17 protein-coding genes and 1 riboswitch are annotated in these 17,040 nt (G+C 47.7%); of the genes, 15 read left to right on the top strand and 2 right to left on the bottom strand.

The features are described 5' to 3' along the window. Positions 1-44 precede the first annotated feature (44 nt). Positions 45-320 carry a 30S ribosomal protein S20 gene (gene rpsT, locus ACFVS2_RS27860; protein WP_007727753.1) on the bottom strand — a complete coding sequence of 92 codons (276 nt, stop codon included), beginning with the start codon at positions 318-320 and terminating at the stop codon, positions 45-47. 178 nt (positions 321-498) lie between these two features. On the opposite strand from rpsT, the gene gpr reads away from it, so the two are divergent. The 8 genes from gpr to ACFVS2_RS27820 all read left to right on the top strand — a co-directional run bounded on the left by gpr (position 499) and on the right by ACFVS2_RS27820 (position 9,301). Next, on the top strand, positions 499-1,599 hold the full coding sequence (gene gpr, locus ACFVS2_RS27855; protein WP_173620656.1) for a GPR endopeptidase: 1,101 nt from the start codon (positions 499-501) through the stop codon (positions 1,597-1,599). 148 nt (positions 1,600-1,747) lie between these two features. Further along, the gene (spoIIP, locus tag ACFVS2_RS27850) at positions 1,748-2,926 is read left to right on the top strand and encodes a stage II sporulation protein P (RefSeq protein WP_173620657.1); all 1,179 of its coding nucleotides are present in this window, start codon (positions 1,748-1,750) and stop codon (positions 2,924-2,926) included. A gap of 5 nt (positions 2,927-2,931) precedes the next feature. Beyond that, positions 2,932-3,240 (top strand): YqxA family protein, encoded by a 309-nt coding sequence (locus tag ACFVS2_RS27845; protein WP_173620658.1) that lies wholly within the window; start codon positions 2,932-2,934, stop codon positions 3,238-3,240. A 313-nt stretch (positions 3,241-3,553) separates the two neighbouring features. After that, positions 3,554-4,522 (top strand): ABC transporter ATP-binding protein, encoded by a 969-nt coding sequence (locus ACFVS2_RS27840; RefSeq protein ID WP_007727737.1) that lies wholly within the window; start codon positions 3,554-3,556, stop codon positions 4,520-4,522. A gap of 18 nt (positions 4,523-4,540) precedes the next feature. Continuing rightward, positions 4,541-5,512, top strand: a complete 972-nt coding sequence (locus ACFVS2_RS27835; RefSeq protein WP_304502531.1) for an ABC transporter ATP-binding protein — start codon at positions 4,541-4,543, stop codon at positions 5,510-5,512. A gap of 108 nt (positions 5,513-5,620) precedes the next feature. Next, positions 5,621-7,276 carry an ABC transporter substrate-binding protein gene (locus ACFVS2_RS27830; RefSeq protein WP_390239597.1) on the top strand — a complete coding sequence of 552 codons (1,656 nt, stop codon included), beginning with the start codon at positions 5,621-5,623 and terminating at the stop codon, positions 7,274-7,276. Between the two features lie 92 nt (positions 7,277-7,368). Then, the gene (locus tag ACFVS2_RS27825; RefSeq protein ID WP_173620662.1) at positions 7,369-8,379 is read left to right on the top strand and encodes an ABC transporter permease; all 1,011 of its coding nucleotides are present in this window, start codon (positions 7,369-7,371) and stop codon (positions 8,377-8,379) included. A gap of 16 nt (positions 8,380-8,395) precedes the next feature. Beyond that, positions 8,396-9,301 (top strand): ABC transporter permease, encoded by a 906-nt coding sequence (locus tag ACFVS2_RS27820; protein ID WP_390239596.1) that lies wholly within the window; start codon positions 8,396-8,398, stop codon positions 9,299-9,301. A gap of 60 nt (positions 9,302-9,361) precedes the next feature. Here ACFVS2_RS27820 and ACFVS2_RS27815 read toward each other — a convergent pair whose 3' ends face one another. Next, the gene (locus tag ACFVS2_RS27815) at positions 9,362-10,132 is read right to left on the bottom strand and encodes an alpha/beta fold hydrolase (RefSeq protein ID WP_390239595.1); all 771 of its coding nucleotides are present in this window, start codon (positions 10,130-10,132) and stop codon (positions 9,362-9,364) included. Between the two features lie 124 nt (positions 10,133-10,256). Between ACFVS2_RS27815 and ACFVS2_RS27810 the strand changes: the two genes are divergently transcribed. From ACFVS2_RS27810 to ACFVS2_RS27780, 7 genes are all read left to right on the top strand, one after another. Beyond that, positions 10,257-11,348 (top strand): M24 family metallopeptidase, encoded by a 1,092-nt coding sequence (locus ACFVS2_RS27810; RefSeq protein ID WP_390239662.1) that lies wholly within the window; start codon positions 10,257-10,259, stop codon positions 11,346-11,348. Between the two features lie 16 nt (positions 11,349-11,364). Beyond that, a riboswitch (cobalamin riboswitch) is annotated at positions 11,365-11,564 on the top strand. A gap of 170 nt (positions 11,565-11,734) precedes the next feature. Continuing rightward, complete coding sequence (locus ACFVS2_RS27805) at positions 11,735-12,754, top strand: ABC transporter substrate-binding protein (RefSeq protein ID WP_390239594.1); 1,020 nt, start codon at positions 11,735-11,737, stop codon at positions 12,752-12,754. A 24-nt stretch (positions 12,755-12,778) separates the two neighbouring features. After that, on the top strand, positions 12,779-13,837 hold the full coding sequence (locus ACFVS2_RS27800; protein ID WP_483862262.1) for a FecCD family ABC transporter permease: 1,059 nt from the start codon (positions 12,779-12,781) through the stop codon (positions 13,835-13,837). Beyond that, positions 13,834-14,646 (top strand): heme ABC transporter ATP-binding protein, encoded by an 813-nt coding sequence (locus tag ACFVS2_RS27795; RefSeq protein WP_390239593.1) that lies wholly within the window; start codon positions 13,834-13,836, stop codon positions 14,644-14,646. The genes ACFVS2_RS27800 and ACFVS2_RS27795 overlap by 4 nt, the downstream gene beginning before the upstream one ends. Before the next feature lie 184 nt (positions 14,647-14,830). Next, positions 14,831-15,298, top strand: a complete 468-nt coding sequence (locus tag ACFVS2_RS27790; RefSeq protein WP_390239592.1) for a RidA family protein — start codon at positions 14,831-14,833, stop codon at positions 15,296-15,298. Between the two features lies 1 nt (position 15,299). Continuing rightward, on the top strand, positions 15,300-15,950 hold the full coding sequence (locus tag ACFVS2_RS27785; RefSeq protein ID WP_173620668.1) for a helix-turn-helix transcriptional regulator: 651 nt from the start codon (positions 15,300-15,302) through the stop codon (positions 15,948-15,950). Between the two features lie 22 nt (positions 15,951-15,972). Further along, positions 15,973-17,016 (top strand): dipeptidase, encoded by a 1,044-nt coding sequence (locus tag ACFVS2_RS27780; protein WP_390239591.1) that lies wholly within the window; start codon positions 15,973-15,975, stop codon positions 17,014-17,016. The last annotated feature ends 24 nt before the right edge of the window (positions 17,017-17,040 follow it).

Genomic DNA, 17,040 nt, shown 5'->3' with positions numbered 1-17,040 from the left:
CCCCTAGAACAAGATGTTCACGGGGTTTTTTGGCGCTTGGTCTCTTACGCTACAGGAGCGCTCAGAACGTTAAGCTTTTTCATCAAACGAGACTTTTGACGGTTTGCTGCGTTTTTATGAATGAGACCTTTCGAAGCGGCCTTGTCCAGCTTTTTCACAGCCACCAGAAGAGTAGATTTCGCCAATGCTACATCGGAAGCAGCGACAGCTTTCTCATAGTTCTTGATGGAAGTACGCAGATCAGACTTTTGAGAAGCACGGTGTGCGCGACGCTTTTCGATTGTTTTGGTGCGTTTAATCGCGGATTTAATGTTTGGCATGTGTGTCACCTCCTTAATACGACCATAGACATACAGTCATACAACAAAGTAATTCTAGCATGGGGCGAACCCATTTGCAAGAAAGGATTCGGAATAAAAATGAAGGATTCAAGCAAGCTAGTAGCAGGAACAAAATGGTCAGTACTTTTTTCACTTCGGATCAAAGGAGCTGATGAACATGGCACATAACATTGATTTATCTGGTTATTCCATTCGTACGGATCTGGCCTTGGAGGCCCACGAGCTTGCCCAGCAGCAGAATCAGAGCGGCATTGAGGGCGTTTGGCTGCAAGCTGACGACAGCGAGCCCAATGTGAAAGTAACCAGACTACATGTGGAAACAGAGGAAGCGGGGAAGGAAATCGGCAAGCTCCCGGGGCATTACCTTACGATTGAAGTGCCTAAGCTGCGGGATAATGATACATCGATCGAGGAGCAGGTGGCCAAGCGATTCTCCGTCGAATTTGCGATGTTTCTCAAACAGCTGGGAATCACGGAGGACAAAAAGGCTCTCGTCGTTGGTCTCGGTAACTGGAATGTGACCCCAGATGCGCTGGGACCGATGGTTGTAGAAAATTTGTTGATTACACGCCATCTGTACACATTGGCACCTGAAACCGTCGGAGAAGGGTATCGGGAAGTTAGTGGGCTATCACCGGGTGTCCTTGGGATTACGGGTATAGAAACGAGTGAGATCATTTTTGGTGTCGTGGAAAAAAGCAAACCCGATTTTGTCATTTGTATCGATGCCCTTGCGTCCCGCGCTCTGCACCGGGTCAACACGACGATTCAAATATCGGATACAGGCATTCATCCCGGATCAGGGGTCGGAAACAAGCGCAAAGCGATTGATCAGGCGACACTTGGTGTGCCTGTGATTGCGATAGGAGTCCCTACGGTCGTTTTTGCCTCCACGATTGTAAATGATGCGATTACGTATTTGCTGGGGCATTTTGGACAATCAATGGTGGAGAGCAAGCGGGCGTTTAACAAACTGGCATTGAGTACGCTGCCGGAGCGTAAGGAACCGTACACGGAAGAGGATTTGCCTGACTTGGAATCCCGCAAGACATTTATGGGATTGGTAGGTTCCCTGCCGGAAGAAGAGAAACGGCAACTGATTCATGAGGTCCTTCGACCGCTGGGACAGGATCTGGTCGTCACTCCAAAAGAAATTGATGATTTTATTGAAGGCGTGGCGAATGTGATCGCAACAGGTTTGAATCGCGCCTTGCACAGTGCCGTAAATGAAGAAAATAGCGGCTCGTATACCCACTAACCCACTAAGTCGTGAAAAGCTAGAGTGAGAGAGAAAAGCTAGAAAAGGGTTCTATCGTCTCTATGAGCCTCATAAGCTAAAGCATAGACAAGCACGAGGGGAAGTTCTCCCGACGTGCAACCATGCAACAGCTAGAGGAGTGAGACAGATGGCGACCCTCATTCAACGCCAATTCGTTGTTCTTTCCTTTATAACTGCCTTCCTGTTTGTCATGACAGGAGTGCTTTCGCTCGGTGGGAACCGAATCGCAATTTCTTCCTCCGCCATACAACAGGCCGCTTCTCATATTTCCAGTCTGGCGATTTTGGGGTGGATGGGGCAGGAAATTCCGGTTTTGTCCGAAACGGTACAAGCACAGGCTGATGATCGCACAAATAGCGTAACGGGTTTTCTCTTTCGCTTGGCAACCAATATACAGCCGGGAGACTTGCGTAGCTTGCTAGGCAGGGAGCTCCCAGGGATGGTGACGACAGAGGATGCCAGGTTTGTCGTACAGGGAAAAGGAGCTTCTCTCGCAGATTTTTATTTAGAGTATCCCGCCCATCCGAGACAGGTAGCGGATCAATCGCAAGTAGTTCCGATCGTAGAGCCAAAGCCGGAGGATACCACGAAGTCAGGCGAAACAAAGCCAGCTCCTGTGCCCAATTCAGTCACGAACGGCAAAAAAATCGTTTACGTCTACAACTCGCATAATCGGGAATCGTGGTTTAGTGAGACGAAGCCAGTAGGAACCTCTGTCGATCATCCTACAAGAAATATATCGTTAATCAGCAAGTATTTATCAGAAGCGTTGAATGACAAAGGAATTGGTTCGGACGTGAGCACCGACGACATCTATCAGGAGCTGTTGAACAAAAAAATGCATTACTCCTTCTCCTACGCGGAATCTTTGCAAGTGGTCAAGGCCGCAACGGAGAAAAACAAGGAACTGTACTACTTCTTCGATCTGCATCGAGACACAGCGCCACGAGATCGTACGACGGTCACGATCAAAGGAAAAACGTATGGAAGAGTATTGTTCGTCATCGGAAAAAGAAACAAAAGCTACGAAAAAAATGAGGCGTTTGCAACAGAGCTTCATGAGCTGATGGAAAAAATGTACCCAGAGCTTTCACGTGGCGTGATGGAAAAAGGCGCAAAAACGGATCATGGCGAGTATAATCAGTCCCTCTCCCCGGGAAGCCTGTTAATAGAAATAGGTGGTACGGAAAACAGCGTGCAGGAAAGCAAGAATACGGCAGAAGCATTGGCTGATGTTTTCGCAGCCTATTATCAGCAAGCTGAAAAAGTAGGCAAAACAGTTTCTGACGAGCCTGCAAAGAGGTGACGGGCATGAACGTGACGATGAAGCTGACTGGATTGTTAATCATCTTGCTGGTCGGGGTAGTTTTGGGATTGCAAACGGCTGAGCGTGGAATATCCAAGGTGAGTGGAGTGCCTGAGGGGCAGGCGCAAACCTTTTCCATCAAAAAAGTGGACCAAGGGCAAGTGGAGATCGCGGTAATGGGCAAGCAGGTTCAGACTGCCAACCCGAAGGAAATGGTCAACTACGTCAGTCGGATTGGTTTGACTTTGGGTGGAAGCATTAAAAGTGGGGCGCAGAGTTTTGTCGATTGGGTAGGGAGTTATTTTGAACCGTGAAAATGGTTTATGCGCAAAAAGAAGGGGTGCAGAAAGCCCCAGTGACAAAAGACCCGTACAGGCGGGTCTTTTGCATGTGACCACAGATGCTTCACTCAATCTGCTTAAACAGTGCAAGTAAGGCTACATCAACAATGAAAGGGCTATCATATAATTCTTTTACATAATTTTAAAACGCGAGTCAAATATTCTTTTTAATCAGTAAAGAGGTAATAGTTTGAATTTATTGTGTTGCGAAAAAATTGAATAAATGTCATAATGTCTACTGAAAGGTCTATTTTGGAAGTATATATCGGTGAGAGAGGTGAGCCACGTGTCACATCCTGTCCTACAAATCGAAAACCTGCAAACGCACTTTTTCACGGACCGCGGCCAAATCCCTGCCGTTGATGGCGTGACGATCACGGTACAAAAAGGAGAAGTAGTCGGTATCGTAGGCGAATCCGGCTGCGGAAAGAGTGTTACCTCCCTTTCCGTTATGAAGCTAGTACCCAATCCCCCAGGGAGAATCGTGGGAGGCTCGATTAAATTCAAGGGGGAGGATCTCGTATCTGTCGACGAAAAGCGAATGAGAGACATCCGCGGAAATGAAATTGCGATGATCTTTCAGGAGCCGATGACATCGTTAAATCCGGTGTTTACGATTGGAGACCAGATAGGAGAATCAGTCCGATTACATACGAAGGCGAGCAAAAAGGACGCAAGAGCACGTGCCATTGAGATGTTGAAAAAAGTCGGAATTCCTCGAGCGGAAGCTATCGTCGATGAATACCCGCACCAGCTTTCTGGGGGCATGCGACAACGCGTCATGATTGCGATGGCAATGGCTTGCAATCCAGCGCTTTTAATTGCAGACGAGCCTACTACCGCGCTCGACGTGACGATTCAAGCGCAGATTTTGGACCTGATGCGCCAACTCAACCGGGAAGCAGACACAGCTATTCTCCTCATTACCCACGATCTTGGGGTCGTTGCGGAAATGTGTCACCGCGTCGTGGTGATGTACGCAGGCAACGTGATTGAACAAGGTGATGTTCGTACGATCTTAAAAAATCCGAAGCATCCTTATACGATCGGCTTGTTGAATTCGTTGCCGAAGCTGGAAGAATCACAGGAGCGTCTCTATTCAATTCCAGGCAACGTCCCGATTCCGGGTTCGCTTACTGTCGGATGCCGTTTTGCACCTAGATGCGATAAAGTATCAGACCGATGCCGCAGTGAGATGCCAGAATTAAAAGTGGTAGGGGACAATCACCTTTCCCGCTGCTGGCTGACCGAATAACCCGAGAGGAGCATGCAGGTGGCTGAAGATCTTCTGATCGTAAAAAATTTGAAAAAATACTACCCAATCACAGGCGGTGTTCTTGGAGGGGAAGTAGGTGTAGTGAAGGCGGTAGATGATGTATCGTTTACCGTTAAGAGTGGAGAAACTTTGGGGCTGGTAGGTGAGAGTGGCTGTGGAAAGTCCACGACTGGACGTTCCTTGCTGCGACTGATTGAACCTACTTCCGGTGAAATCAACTTTGACGGGACAGATGTCATGTCGCTTTCCACAGATGCGATGAGAAAGATGCGACGTGACATGCAAATTGTCTTTCAGGACCCGTTTGCTTCACTCAATCCTAGACATAATATTGAGAAAATTTTGGAAGAGCCCTTGATTGTACATGGTTTGGGTTCTTCGGCAGAGCGAAAAAAGCGCGTGCAGGAAATGCTGGAGATCGTTGGTCTGAGCAGCTATCACGCGAGCCGCTATCCGCATCAATTCAGTGGAGGACAGAGGCAGCGGATCGGCATTGCGAGAGCGCTGATGCTCAAGCCCAAATTGATCGTTGCGGATGAGCCCGTGTCTGCACTGGACGTGTCCATTCAGTCACAGGTGCTCAATCTCATGCAGGATTTGCAACGCGAATTCGGCCTTACATACTTGTTCATTGCCCACGATTTGAGTGTAGTGCGTCATATCAGTGATCGGGTAGGCGTGATGTACCTTGGAAGAATTGTCGAGCTGACGACGAGTAGCCAATTGTATTCCAATCCGCTCCATCCGTATACGAAAGCACTGCTGTCGGCGGTACCTTCGCCAGACCCTGATGCGGTACGAGAAAGAGTCATCCTCCAGGGAGATGTGCCGAGCCCTGCAAAGCCTCCAAGTGGCTGTACATTCCATACGAGGTGTCCCCATGTAACAGAGGAGTGCCGTACTGTGCGACCAGAATTTATGGACGCAGGCGACGGACACTTTGTTGCTTGTCACTTATACAAGTCCTAATCGACAAAAGGGAGTCTTGTAAAGGGGGGATGCAAAGCAGGAGGTATTGTATCGACCATCTACCAAAAAGGAACATGCGACCATTATTAGAAAAAGGGGGATGATTTCATGAAGAAGAGAGTTCTCTCCGCAACCATGACCAGCCTAGTGGCGCTGGCCATGCTGATTGCTGGATGCTCTAGCACTCCAACGACACAAGCGCCGGCAGAACAACCAAAGACAGAAACTCCGGCACCTGCAACTGAGCCTGCAAAAACTGGACCGAAGCAATTAATCGTCGGTCGCGGTGCAGACACAAAAGGGCTTGACCCAATCACTCAAACAGATGGTGAGACATTCAAAGTAACAGAGAACATCATGGATACTTTGATCGGTTTCGCTGACGGCTCAACAGAGCTCGCTCCATCGTTGGCTGACAAGTGGGAAGTATCTCCTGATGGTCTTGTTTATACGCTGACATTGAAATCTGGCGTCAAGTTCCACGACGGTACAGATTTCAATGCAGAGGCGGTCAAATACAACTTTGAGCGCTGGAGCGACAAGAGCCATCCACAGCATTCACCAGAGGGCTTCGAGTATTACATCAGCCAATTCGGTGGATACAAGGGTGACGCGAATCACATTATCAAATCTGTGGAAGCAGTCGATCCTACCACTGTAAAGTTCACCTTGACTCGTCCATTGGCTCCATTCCTTGCTAACCTCGCGATGTCTCCTTTCGCGATTGGTTCTCCTGAAGCATTGAAGAAGGATGTTAAGAAATTCAATGAGCACCCAATCGGTACAGGGCCTTTCAAATTCGTAGAGTGGAAGCGCAACGACACCATCACTCTCGAGAAAAACCCTGATTACTGGAACAAAGGGTTCCCGAAATTGGATAAATTGGTATTCAAGGTCATTCCAGAAAACACGGCGCGTCTGACTGCTTTGGCATCAGGTGAGATCGATTTGATGGATGGTTTGAACACAGATGATATCCCAGCAGTAAAAGACAACAAAGAGCTGCAACTATTCCTCCGTCCTACTAATAACATTGGTTATATTGGCTTTAACGTAGAGAAGAAGCCACTCGACAATCCAAAAGTTCGTGAAGCCATTGCTTATGCAATTAACAAACCTGAAATCGTAACGGCCTTCTTCGATGGCGTTGGAGAACCAGCAGTCAACCCAATGCCAAAGACCATGTGGGGACATAACAACGATATTAAAGATCGTGAGTTCAACCTCGATAAAGCAAAACAATTGCTTGCAGAAGCAGGACATCCAAACGGTTTCAAAATCAAATTCTGGGCAATGCCAGTACCGCGTCCATACATGCCTGAAGGTGTGAAGATTGCAGAAGCAATCCAGCAAGACATGAAGAAAATTGGGATTGATGCTGAGATCGTGACGATGGAATGGGCAACGTACTTGGAAAAGACTCGTTTGGGTGAGCAAGAAATGTTCATGCTTGGTTGGACAGGTGACAATGGCGACCCTGACAACTTCTTGGCTGTCTTGCTCGACAAAAACAGCATTGGCAGCAACAACTATACACGCTGGGCAAACGACGAAGCTTCTCAATTGATGATGAAAGCTCAATCCACTCCAGTGCAAGCAGAGCGTGAAAAACTGTACAAACAAGTACAAGAGATCATTTTCAAAGACGTGCCAATGGTTCCGCTGGCACACTCTACACCAGCATTGGCAGGAAAAGCGAATATCGTAGATTACAACCCGCATCCAAAAGGGACTGAAAGTTTGGAAAAGGTAGATATCAAGTAAGCTGATTCATAGTAAAAGGGTAAGAGGAGTGCATACCTCTTCTTACCCTCCTTTCATTATTTAGCGATTATTTTATGCAGGAAGGCGAGGAGATGGCATTGCTAGCTTACAGCATTCGAAGAATTTTAATGCTCATTCCTGTCTTAGTGGGCATGTCAATCATCGTTTTTTCCATTATTCGTGCCATCCCTGGTGATCCGGCTTTGACGATTTTGGGAGAAAAGGCAACACCACAAGCGATTGCAGACATACGAGAAGCATTGGGATTGAATAATCCGTGGTACATACAGTATTTCGATTATATGAAAGATATTTTGAGCGGAAATCTTGGGGAATCATTGCAAACGAATGCGCCGATTTCAGATGAAATCATACCTTATTTGGCGGCGACGACTGAACTTACGATTGTGAGTATGCTGATTGCGGTGTTTATCGGTGTAAATGCAGGGATTCTTTCTGCGTGGAAGCAAAACTCCTGGTTTGACTACAGTGCGATGTTGATCGCCTTGGTTGGTGTATCCATGCCAATTTTTTGGCTAGGTTTGATGGAGCAGTGGGTGTTTGCCCAAGAACTGAAATGGCTGCCATCAGTTGGTCGCGACAATTCGCGTAATCCCGTAGAGGCCATTACGCACTTTTATATACTGGATACGATGATTGCTGGTCAGTGGGATCAGCTATGGGAAGTCATCAAGCATTTGATCCTGCCGGGAATCGCGTTAGGTACGATCCCAATGGCGATCATTGCGCGCATCACTCGTTCGAGCATGCTGGAAGTCATGCGTGCCGACTATGTCAGAACCGCTCGTGCAAAAGGACTGACACAGTTCTGGGTCGTGTACAAGCATGCGCTGAAAAATGCGATGATCCCTGTCTTGACTGTAATTGGTTTGCAAACAGGGTTGCTGCTGGGTGGAGCCGTTTTGACAGAGACAATCTTCGGATGGCCAGGTGTCGGTCGTTATATTGTGACCGCCATTGGAAACCGTGACTATCCGGTTATCCAATCCGGTATCCTTGTGATCGCGACGATTTTCGTCCTGATCAATCTCTTGGTCGACCTTCTGTACGCCTATATCGATCCACGCATCAAATATCGTTAAGGAGGGACGAAGAGACATGGCACAACCACAATTACAACCACGAGATCAGGTAGTACCTTTAAAAGTGAAGCAAGAAGAAGTAGTCTCTCCTTGGAAGGATGCATGGAGGACGCTACGAAAAAACAAGCTGGCGCTGGTGGGCTTCGGGATTATTTTGTTTTTCATTGTTGTGGCAGTTTTAGCTCCATGGATTGCTCCGTATCCGTACGACGAAGGCCAGCTCGTGATGAAAAACAAGCCACCTTCCGAAGAGCATTGGTTTGGAACAGATTACAATGGTCGCGATGTGTTTAGTCGCGTTATTTATGGGGCTCAAATCTCCTTGTGGGTAGGGACGTTCTCTGTCATTGGCTCCGTTCTTGCAGGGACCTTGCTCGGGCTGTTGGCAGGATATTATGGCAGATGGATTGATACGATCATTTCGCGTCTCTTTGATATTATGCTTGCCTTTCCAAGTATTCTTTTGGCGATTGCCGTTGTTGCCATCTTGGGGCCTTCTTTGCAAAACGCCTTGATTGCAATTGCGATTATTAACATTCCGACATTCGGACGGTTAGTGCGCGCCCGCGTATTGAGCTTGAAGGAAGAAGAATTCGTCATGGCCGCACGGGCAATTGGGATGAAAAATTCCCGGATTATCATGCAGCATATTTTGCCGAACAGCCTTGCGCCAATCATTGTGACCGGGACGATGGGGATTGCCACAGCGATTATCGAAGCAGCAGCACTTGGCTTTCTTGGACTGGGAGCACAAGCGCCAGAACCGGAATGGGGAAAAATGCTCGCTGATTCACGACAGTACATTCAGAAAGCACCATGGACTGTTATTTTTCCAGGGCTCTCTATCATGCTGACAGTTCTCGGCTTTAACTTAATTGGGGACGGCTTGCGCGATGCACTCGACCCACGGATGAAGAGCTAGTCCAATCGCAAAAAGACAGAAGGGGGCTGGAGATGCCCGGTCCTTCTGTCTTTTCTTGGTTTAGCCTTCTTCCATGAAGGTGCGGCACAACTGATTGAAAACAGGAGCAGCTTTCGTGATGACTTGATGTTTCACGTTAGGGATCATCTCGAGTTTTGTTTTTGGCAATTTCATGGTAAGCATCTGCGCATAATGGTGCATCCGTTGATCTTGTTTGCCATAGGCAAGTAAAATCGGAAGCTGGATGTTGCCCAAACGCTCCGTACATTGATAACGATGTCCCGCAGCATAAAGGTATTTTAAGCTGTTGGGATCTGTTTTGGAGGCGTGCGCCGTCCATTTTTCCTGCATTTCTGGGTCATCGACATGTGAGGAAGCAATCGAACGGGCAAGAAGAGGAACTCCGTGAAGCATCGACAACGCCTGCCCCATCCAAAATCGTCCATGTAAATACAGGTCATTCACTTCGGAAAAACCGCTCACGAGTATGGCGCCTTTTGTAGCATCTGAATAGCGAAGACAATATTCAAGAGCGATAGAAACACCTTGGGAGTACCCCAAAATAAAGGGACGTTCAATGCCGAGTGACCGGACAAGCGTATGGAGCTGTTCTGCCAGCTCCCCAATGGAAAAGGGCTTCTCCATCGGTGAACTGTCGCCATGTCCAGGCAAATCAGGGACAATGAGCTGATATGTATCCGCGAGTGTTTGCTGATAAACAAAATTGATAGAGCCGATGCATGGCGCATGGATACACAATAACGGCTGACCTTTTCCCGAAATGTGAAAAGCAAACTGCTTGCCATCCTGATGGACGAGTATTTGTTCCATTTTCGTTTTCACCCCACCCTTAGGTTGTCCGATACGAAGTAGATTTTTCAATTGAAGTCTTCTTTTTTTGATGGGGAAGTGGTATTCTCGCAATAGAATAATTGGTGAAAGCAGGGTGAAGAAGTTGTTTCAAGAGCGCATTTCGAAGCTCCACACGTTTTTGACAGAGCAAGAGCTGAACGCGGTGTTGATTACCTCTCCCAAGCACGTCTACTATTTGACCGGATTTTTTACAGACCCGCATGAACGTTTTATGGGTCTCGTTATTCCTGCTGAGGGAAAACCTTCTTTAATTGTACCTGCTCTTGATCGTGAGGCAGCGGCAGAGGCTTCGTTCGTTCAAGATATCCATACACATACGGATATCCAAAACCCGTATGAAATCCTCAAGCAAGTGTTACCAGTGAATTTGACGAAGCTCGGTATTGAGAAAAGTCATATGACTGTCGAGCGCTATGAAGCACTTGGACAAGTTGTTCTGGCGTCGAGCTATGTGGACGTGGAAGAGCCACTGCGTGAAATGCGTTTGATCAAATCCGCGGATGAAGTGGATCGTCTGAAGCATGCTGTTCAGTTGGTCGAGGATTCCTTGCGGGAGACCCTGAAAAAAGTCAAGACAGGCATGACCGAGACGGAAATCGTAGCTGAGCTGGAATTCCAGATGAAGCGCTTGGGTGCGGAAGGTCCATCCTTCACATCCATGGTATTGGCAGGGGAGAAGTCGGCACTGCCACACGGGAAACCAGGAACGCGCCAGGTGCAAGAAGGCGACTTGCTTTTGTTTGATATTGGAGTAGCAGCGAACGGATATGTATCCGATATTACCCGTACCTTTGCTGTAGGCGAGATCAGTGCCCAGCTTCAAGAAATTTACGAGACAGTATTGGCTGCCAACGAAGCGGCAATTGCTGAGATTCGTCCGGGTGTGACCTTTGCGCATTTGGATAAAACCGCTCGCGATGTCATCACTGCAAAAGGCTACGGAGAATACTTCATGCACCGTCTGGGGCATGGACTTGGGATGGATGTACATGAATATCCGTCTGTTCACAGCCAGAACCAAGAAGTGCTTCGTCCAGGGATGGTCTTTACGATCGAGCCGGGCATCTATCTGCCAGGTGTAGGCGGAGTGCGGATTGAAGATGATGTATTGGTTACGGAAACGGGCGTTGAAATTCTCACGCAGTTCCCGAAAAAACTGACTTCTATCAACTAATGAATAAATCGTAAAAATTGAATACGTATCGAATGGTGCTGGATGGCATATGCCGTCAGCTTAAAAGGGAAGTCCGGTGAGAAACCGGCGCGGTCCCGCCACTGTAACGAGGAGCGCCTAGCGTATAGCCACTGTTTTTTGCGAGACAAAAAATGGGAAGGTAGCTGGGTGTGTTGATCCGTAAGCCAGGAGACCTGCCATGCGATCATTTACAATCGACCCACGAGGATGGGGCAGATGTGGAAGCAGTCTATGAAAGGGCGCCTTTGTGCCTGCTTATAGCTATATCTACGTTTGTCATGCACCTCCCGATAGAAATGGGGGGTGCTTTTTTTGTGGAGGATTTGGTTCAACCCATCATATACATATAGAAAAGGGGATTACAGATGGTTAAGGCAAACAAATCACATACAGTAATGAAAGGACTAGCTTTCGGTATCATGACAGCTGCCATGCTTTTGGTTTCGGCATGCGGCTCCACTACGACAACACAGGCTCCAGCCAAAACAGAACAAACAGCTGCACCAGCAGCAGAGGGCAAGGCTGTAACACTCACCAATAATGGTATCGAAATGACTTATCCAACAGCACCTGAGCGTGCTGTGACATTGAACCAACACGTCACCGAAATCATGTTGACATTGGGCCTTGCTGATAAAATGGTCGGAACCGCTTACCTAGACGATGAAATCCTTCCAGAGTTAAAAGCAGATTACGACAAGATTCCGGTACTGTCTGATAAGTATCCTACGAAAGAAGTGCTGCTGGCAGCGAACCCAGACTTCGTGTACGCCGGATGGAAAAGCGGATTCGGCGAAAAGGGCGTAGGATCGATGCAGGATTTGGAAAAAGTCGGCATCAAATCGTATCTGCAAGCGTCATCTAGTATGCCTGGCCCGACAATCGACGATGTGTTTGCAGACATTACGAATATTGGACGCATTTTCCGTGTGGAAGACAAAGCTGATGATTTGATCAACAAAATGAAGAGTGAAATGGACCAAACGCTTAGTAAAATTGGCAAGGTGGACGAGCCACTTAAAGTGTTCGTGTACGACAACGGGGAAGACAAACCATTCACAGCAGCCAACAACTACATGACGTCCTTAATCAAGACTGCTGGCGGTAAGAACATTTTTGATGACATTCAAAAGGGTTGGGCAGAGGTTAGTTGGGAACAAGTAGTGAGTCGCAATCCAGACGTGATTATTATCGTAGACTACGGTGATAGAACCGTTGAGCAAAAACGTAATTTCCTTTTGACAAAAAAAGAACTGGCGGATATCCCGGCGATTAAAAATCAACGACTAATGGTATTGCCATTGTCTGCGGCTTCTGAAGGCGTTCGAGCACCGATTGCGCTAAAAATTTTGGCGGAAGGACTCTACCCGGATAAATTCAAATAGAGTACACCCCTTTTAAGGGAGGGAATAGCACTGCAACAGATCAAGTTACCTTATATTATCATTACTCTACTGGTCGGACTCTTCCTCTCCATTACGTTCGCAGTTACCTTGGGATCAGTGGAGATTAAGCCGACAACGGTATGGAAAATCGCCTTATCAAAAATTCCGATGTTGACCCAATGGATTGAGATGGATTGGTCCAAAGGGGAGCAAACGATTATTTGGGATATTCGCTTTCCGCGTGTACTTTTGGGGGCGATCGTCGGAGCAGGTCTATCTGTCGTGGGAGTAGCGATCCAGTCGTTGGTTCGCAACTCCCTGGCTGACCCGTATGTGTTAGGTGTATCTTCAGGTGCTTCGGTTGGAGCTACCTCGGTGATTATATTCGGAGCATTCAGCATGTACGGGCAGTATGCGCTATCTTTTGGCGCTTTTACAGGCTCCCTTGTGTCAATCATTCTCATTTTTACGCTATCCCGTATTGGAGGACAAAACTCGACGGTACGCCTGCTCATGGCCGGAATTGCGATATCTGCGATCTTGTCGGCCATTACTAGTCTCCTTGTTTTTTCAGCCCCGAATGAGCATGGAATTGGGACGGTCCTGTTTTGGTTAAGTGGTAGTTTGGCTGGTGGGAAATGGGAGTACCTGACGATCCCAACATTGATTGTCGTCATCTGTCTCATCGTCTTAATGGCCCAATATCGCTCGCTCAATGCGATGTTGATGGGAGAGGAGTCAGCGGGGACATTAGGGGTTAATACGGTACAATTCCGCAAGCTTCTCCTGGTGATCACGGCACTGCTCACGGGGGTGATCGTATCCATCGCGGGATCAATCGGTTTTGTTGGATTAATGATGCCCCACATCGTCCGTGTGATGGTCGGATCAGATCACAGACGTGTTCTTCCTGTCAGCGCTTTGTTTGGCGCGATATTTCTCATCTGGGTTGATGTAGTCGCCAGGCTTGCATTTGCACCGGAAGAGCTTCCGATTGGTATTTTGACAGCGCTGTGTGGAGGCCCATTCTTTATCTGGTTGATGTTGCGGAGTTCTTATTCCTTTGGAGGTAGCGGACGATGAATTTACTGGTTGAGAATATATCGGTCGAACTGGAGAAAAAGGGAATCCTTCGCAACGTCAGTCTGGAGGTACGCTCCGGAGAGTTTGTGGGGCTGATCGGGCCGAATGGCAGCGGGAAGTCCACGTTGCTAAAAAGCATTTATCGCGTACTGAAGCCGCGTTCGGGATGGATCTCGCTCGATGGCGATGACGTGTACAAGTTAACCTCACGTCAAAACGCTCAGCGAATGGCGGCAGTACGGCAGGAGACCTCTGTGGAATTCGATTTTTCGGTAACCGAAATCGTGAATATGGGACGTGCCCCGCATAAGCGACTATTTCAGTCCGATAACGCAGAAGACGTTCAAATTTGTGAAGAAGCACTACAGCGAGTAGGGATGCATACATACGCTGATCGCAGTTTTTTCAGTTTATCGGGTGGGGAGAAGCAGCGGGTGCTGATTGCCAGAGCTTTGGTGCAACAAGCCCAGTTTCTTGTCCTTGATGAACCGACGAATCATTTGGATGTTCGATATCAGTTGCAGGTGATGGATCTGGTCAAAAATCTTGGGATTACGGTCTTGTCCTCGTTGCATGATCTCAATATCGCTGCGATGTACTGTGATCGGCTGTACGTGATCTGTGAGGGGGAAATCGTTACATCGGGGACGCCAGAGGAAGTCTTGACACCCAATCTGATACGGGATGTTTTCGGAGTAGAGACAGAAGTGACGACGCATCCCATTACAGGCAAAAAACATGTGTATTTCTACTCGGAAGCGATCCGTGTGAAGCCATCTATCCAGAAGGTAATGAGTGGGGCCAACTGATAGGGTCAAGTTGAGTATCTTTGATTTTCATAAGAGGGGATGCCTAGTCGGCGTCCTTTTTTGTTAAGTGGACGGCATATGTTTTTCAAATAAATTTTTTATCATACAAAAAATTGTTGAAGACAAATTTGCAGAATAGTATGTTTAAAGAAAGGAATGAAATTGATGATGAGGTGATGGCCTTATGTCCAAAGTGGAACAACGTTTAAAAGAGTTAGGGTATGAGTTGCCGCCAGTTCCTCCAACCATGGCGAATTATGTGTCTTGTGTACAGACTGGCAATGTCATTTATACATCCGGTGCAGGGTGCTACATAAATGGAAGCCCTATGTATCTAGGCAGGCTGGGAACAGATGTGACGATAGAGCAGGGCTACGAGGCTTCGAAGGTCACGGTTCTTAATCTGTTAGCCATTTTGAAAAGCGAGATTGGTGATTTGGATCGAATCACACGGATTGTCAAGCTGTTCGCACTCGTCAGCAGCGCTCCTGATTTCTACGAGCAGCCGCGGGTGATTAATGGAGCTTCTGATTTTCTTATCGAAATTTTTGGTGAAGCGGGCAAGCATGCGAGAGCGGCAGCTGGGACATCTGTTCTTCCGTTTAACAACCCAATCGAAATTGAGATGATTGTGGAAGTGAACGAGGGGTAATATGAAAAACGTACATCCCATATTAGCAAGCTACATTCCGGTAGTAGAGGGACTGGCACGGACATTTGGCGAGCATTGTGAAGTGGTGTTACATGATCTAACAGGCGATATTTCATCATCGATCATTGCCATTTCCAACGGCCATGTCAGTGGCAGGCAGATCGGTTCACCAGTTACGAATCTGGCACTGCAAGCTTTACGTACGGCGAAGGTCAGTGAAGAAGCTTTTGACCTCAATTACCGCAACGATACCATCAAAGGTAAACAGATCAAATCAAGCTCCATTTACATCAAGGATGAACAAGGAGAGGTCATTGGCAGTCTGTGCATCAATCTTGATATCACTCATCTCGCAATGGCGCAATCATTCATCGAATCGATGATGGTGATCCAAGACAAGCGTGATGCAGAAAAAGCGGAAGAGAACTTCGCTCCGACTGTCGGGACTTTAATGGAACAAATGATAGAGGACTGCCTGAAACGGACAGGCAAACCAATCGCCCTGATGCAAAAAGAAGAGAAAATTCAATTTATCCACCAGTTGGATGAAATGGGTCTCTTTTTGATCAAAGGAGCCGTGCAATACGTCGCGGATTTGTTGGATATATCCAAATTCACGGTTTACAACTATCTCGATAAGAAAAATCCATAGAACAAGATGGGAGTTGACCCGTATGACGGAAGTAACGAGAGAACAGGCGCGCAAATTTCATGACGGTGTTCACGTATTGGATGGGCATTTTGATCTGCTGATGGATGTGGAGATACAGCGTGGATACGGTCGAACCAAAATGATCGAGACGGAGTATTTGCCACGGTTCCAGAAGGGTGGCGTGCATTCCATCGTGGCAGCCGTGTTCGTAGAGGATGCGTTTGTACCAGAGATGAGTCTGCGCAAGGCGCTCAACCAGATTAGCGCTCTGCACGCAGAGGCGGCAGAGTCTCCCGAGCACATCATCATCGCCAAAAATCTGGATGATTTGCAACGGGCAAGAGCGGAGCAAAAAGTATCGTTCATCCTCTCGTTGGAAGGGGCAGAACCGCTGCATAATGACCTGAGTCTCTTGCGTGTCTTTTATGAGCTCGGAGTACGGATGATGGGGCTGGTTTGGAGTCGGCGCAACTTCGTTGGGGACGGCAGCTTTTTTGCACCGGTACGCGAAGGGAAAAAAGGGGGCATCACTGATTTCGGTGTTCGTCTCATCGAGGAAGCGGAAAAGCTGGGCATCGTCATCGATGTGAGCCATTTGAATGACGAAGGGTTCTGGGACGTGATGGAAATCGCTGAAAAGCCAGTGATTGCTTCTCATTCCAACAGCCGAGCAGTCGTGCCGACGATGCGCAATCTGACAGATGAGCAGATCAAAGCGATTGCGGAAAAGGATGGGCTTGTCGGGCTGAATGCATTTAGCATGTTCACAGCCACTAACAGCGCTGACGCAACTATCGAGAGACTGATTGATCATGTTGACTATATGAAAAAGCTTGTCGGAGCAAGGTGCATCGGTATTGGCTTAGACCTGTGCGATGATTTGACGAAATATTTGCCCTTGGACAAGATTGCCAAAACCAAAGAAATGCCATTTGATGTAGTGAAAGGCCATGCGTCACTTCCGGAAATTACGCGTGAGCTGATGAAGCGCGGGTACACGGATGCAGAAATCGAAGGAATCTTGGGTGGTAATTTCCTCAGAGTGTATCAGGAAGTGTGGAAGTAGAACGGATAACGGGAGGAATGACGG

Source organism: Brevibacillus sp. NPDC058079, from assembly GCF_042885155.1.
GTDB lineage: Bacteria > Bacillota > Bacilli > Brevibacillales > Brevibacillaceae > Brevibacillus.
The sequence above is the reverse complement of the archived record's forward strand: the minus strand, read 5'-3'. Positions and strand labels throughout refer to the sequence as shown.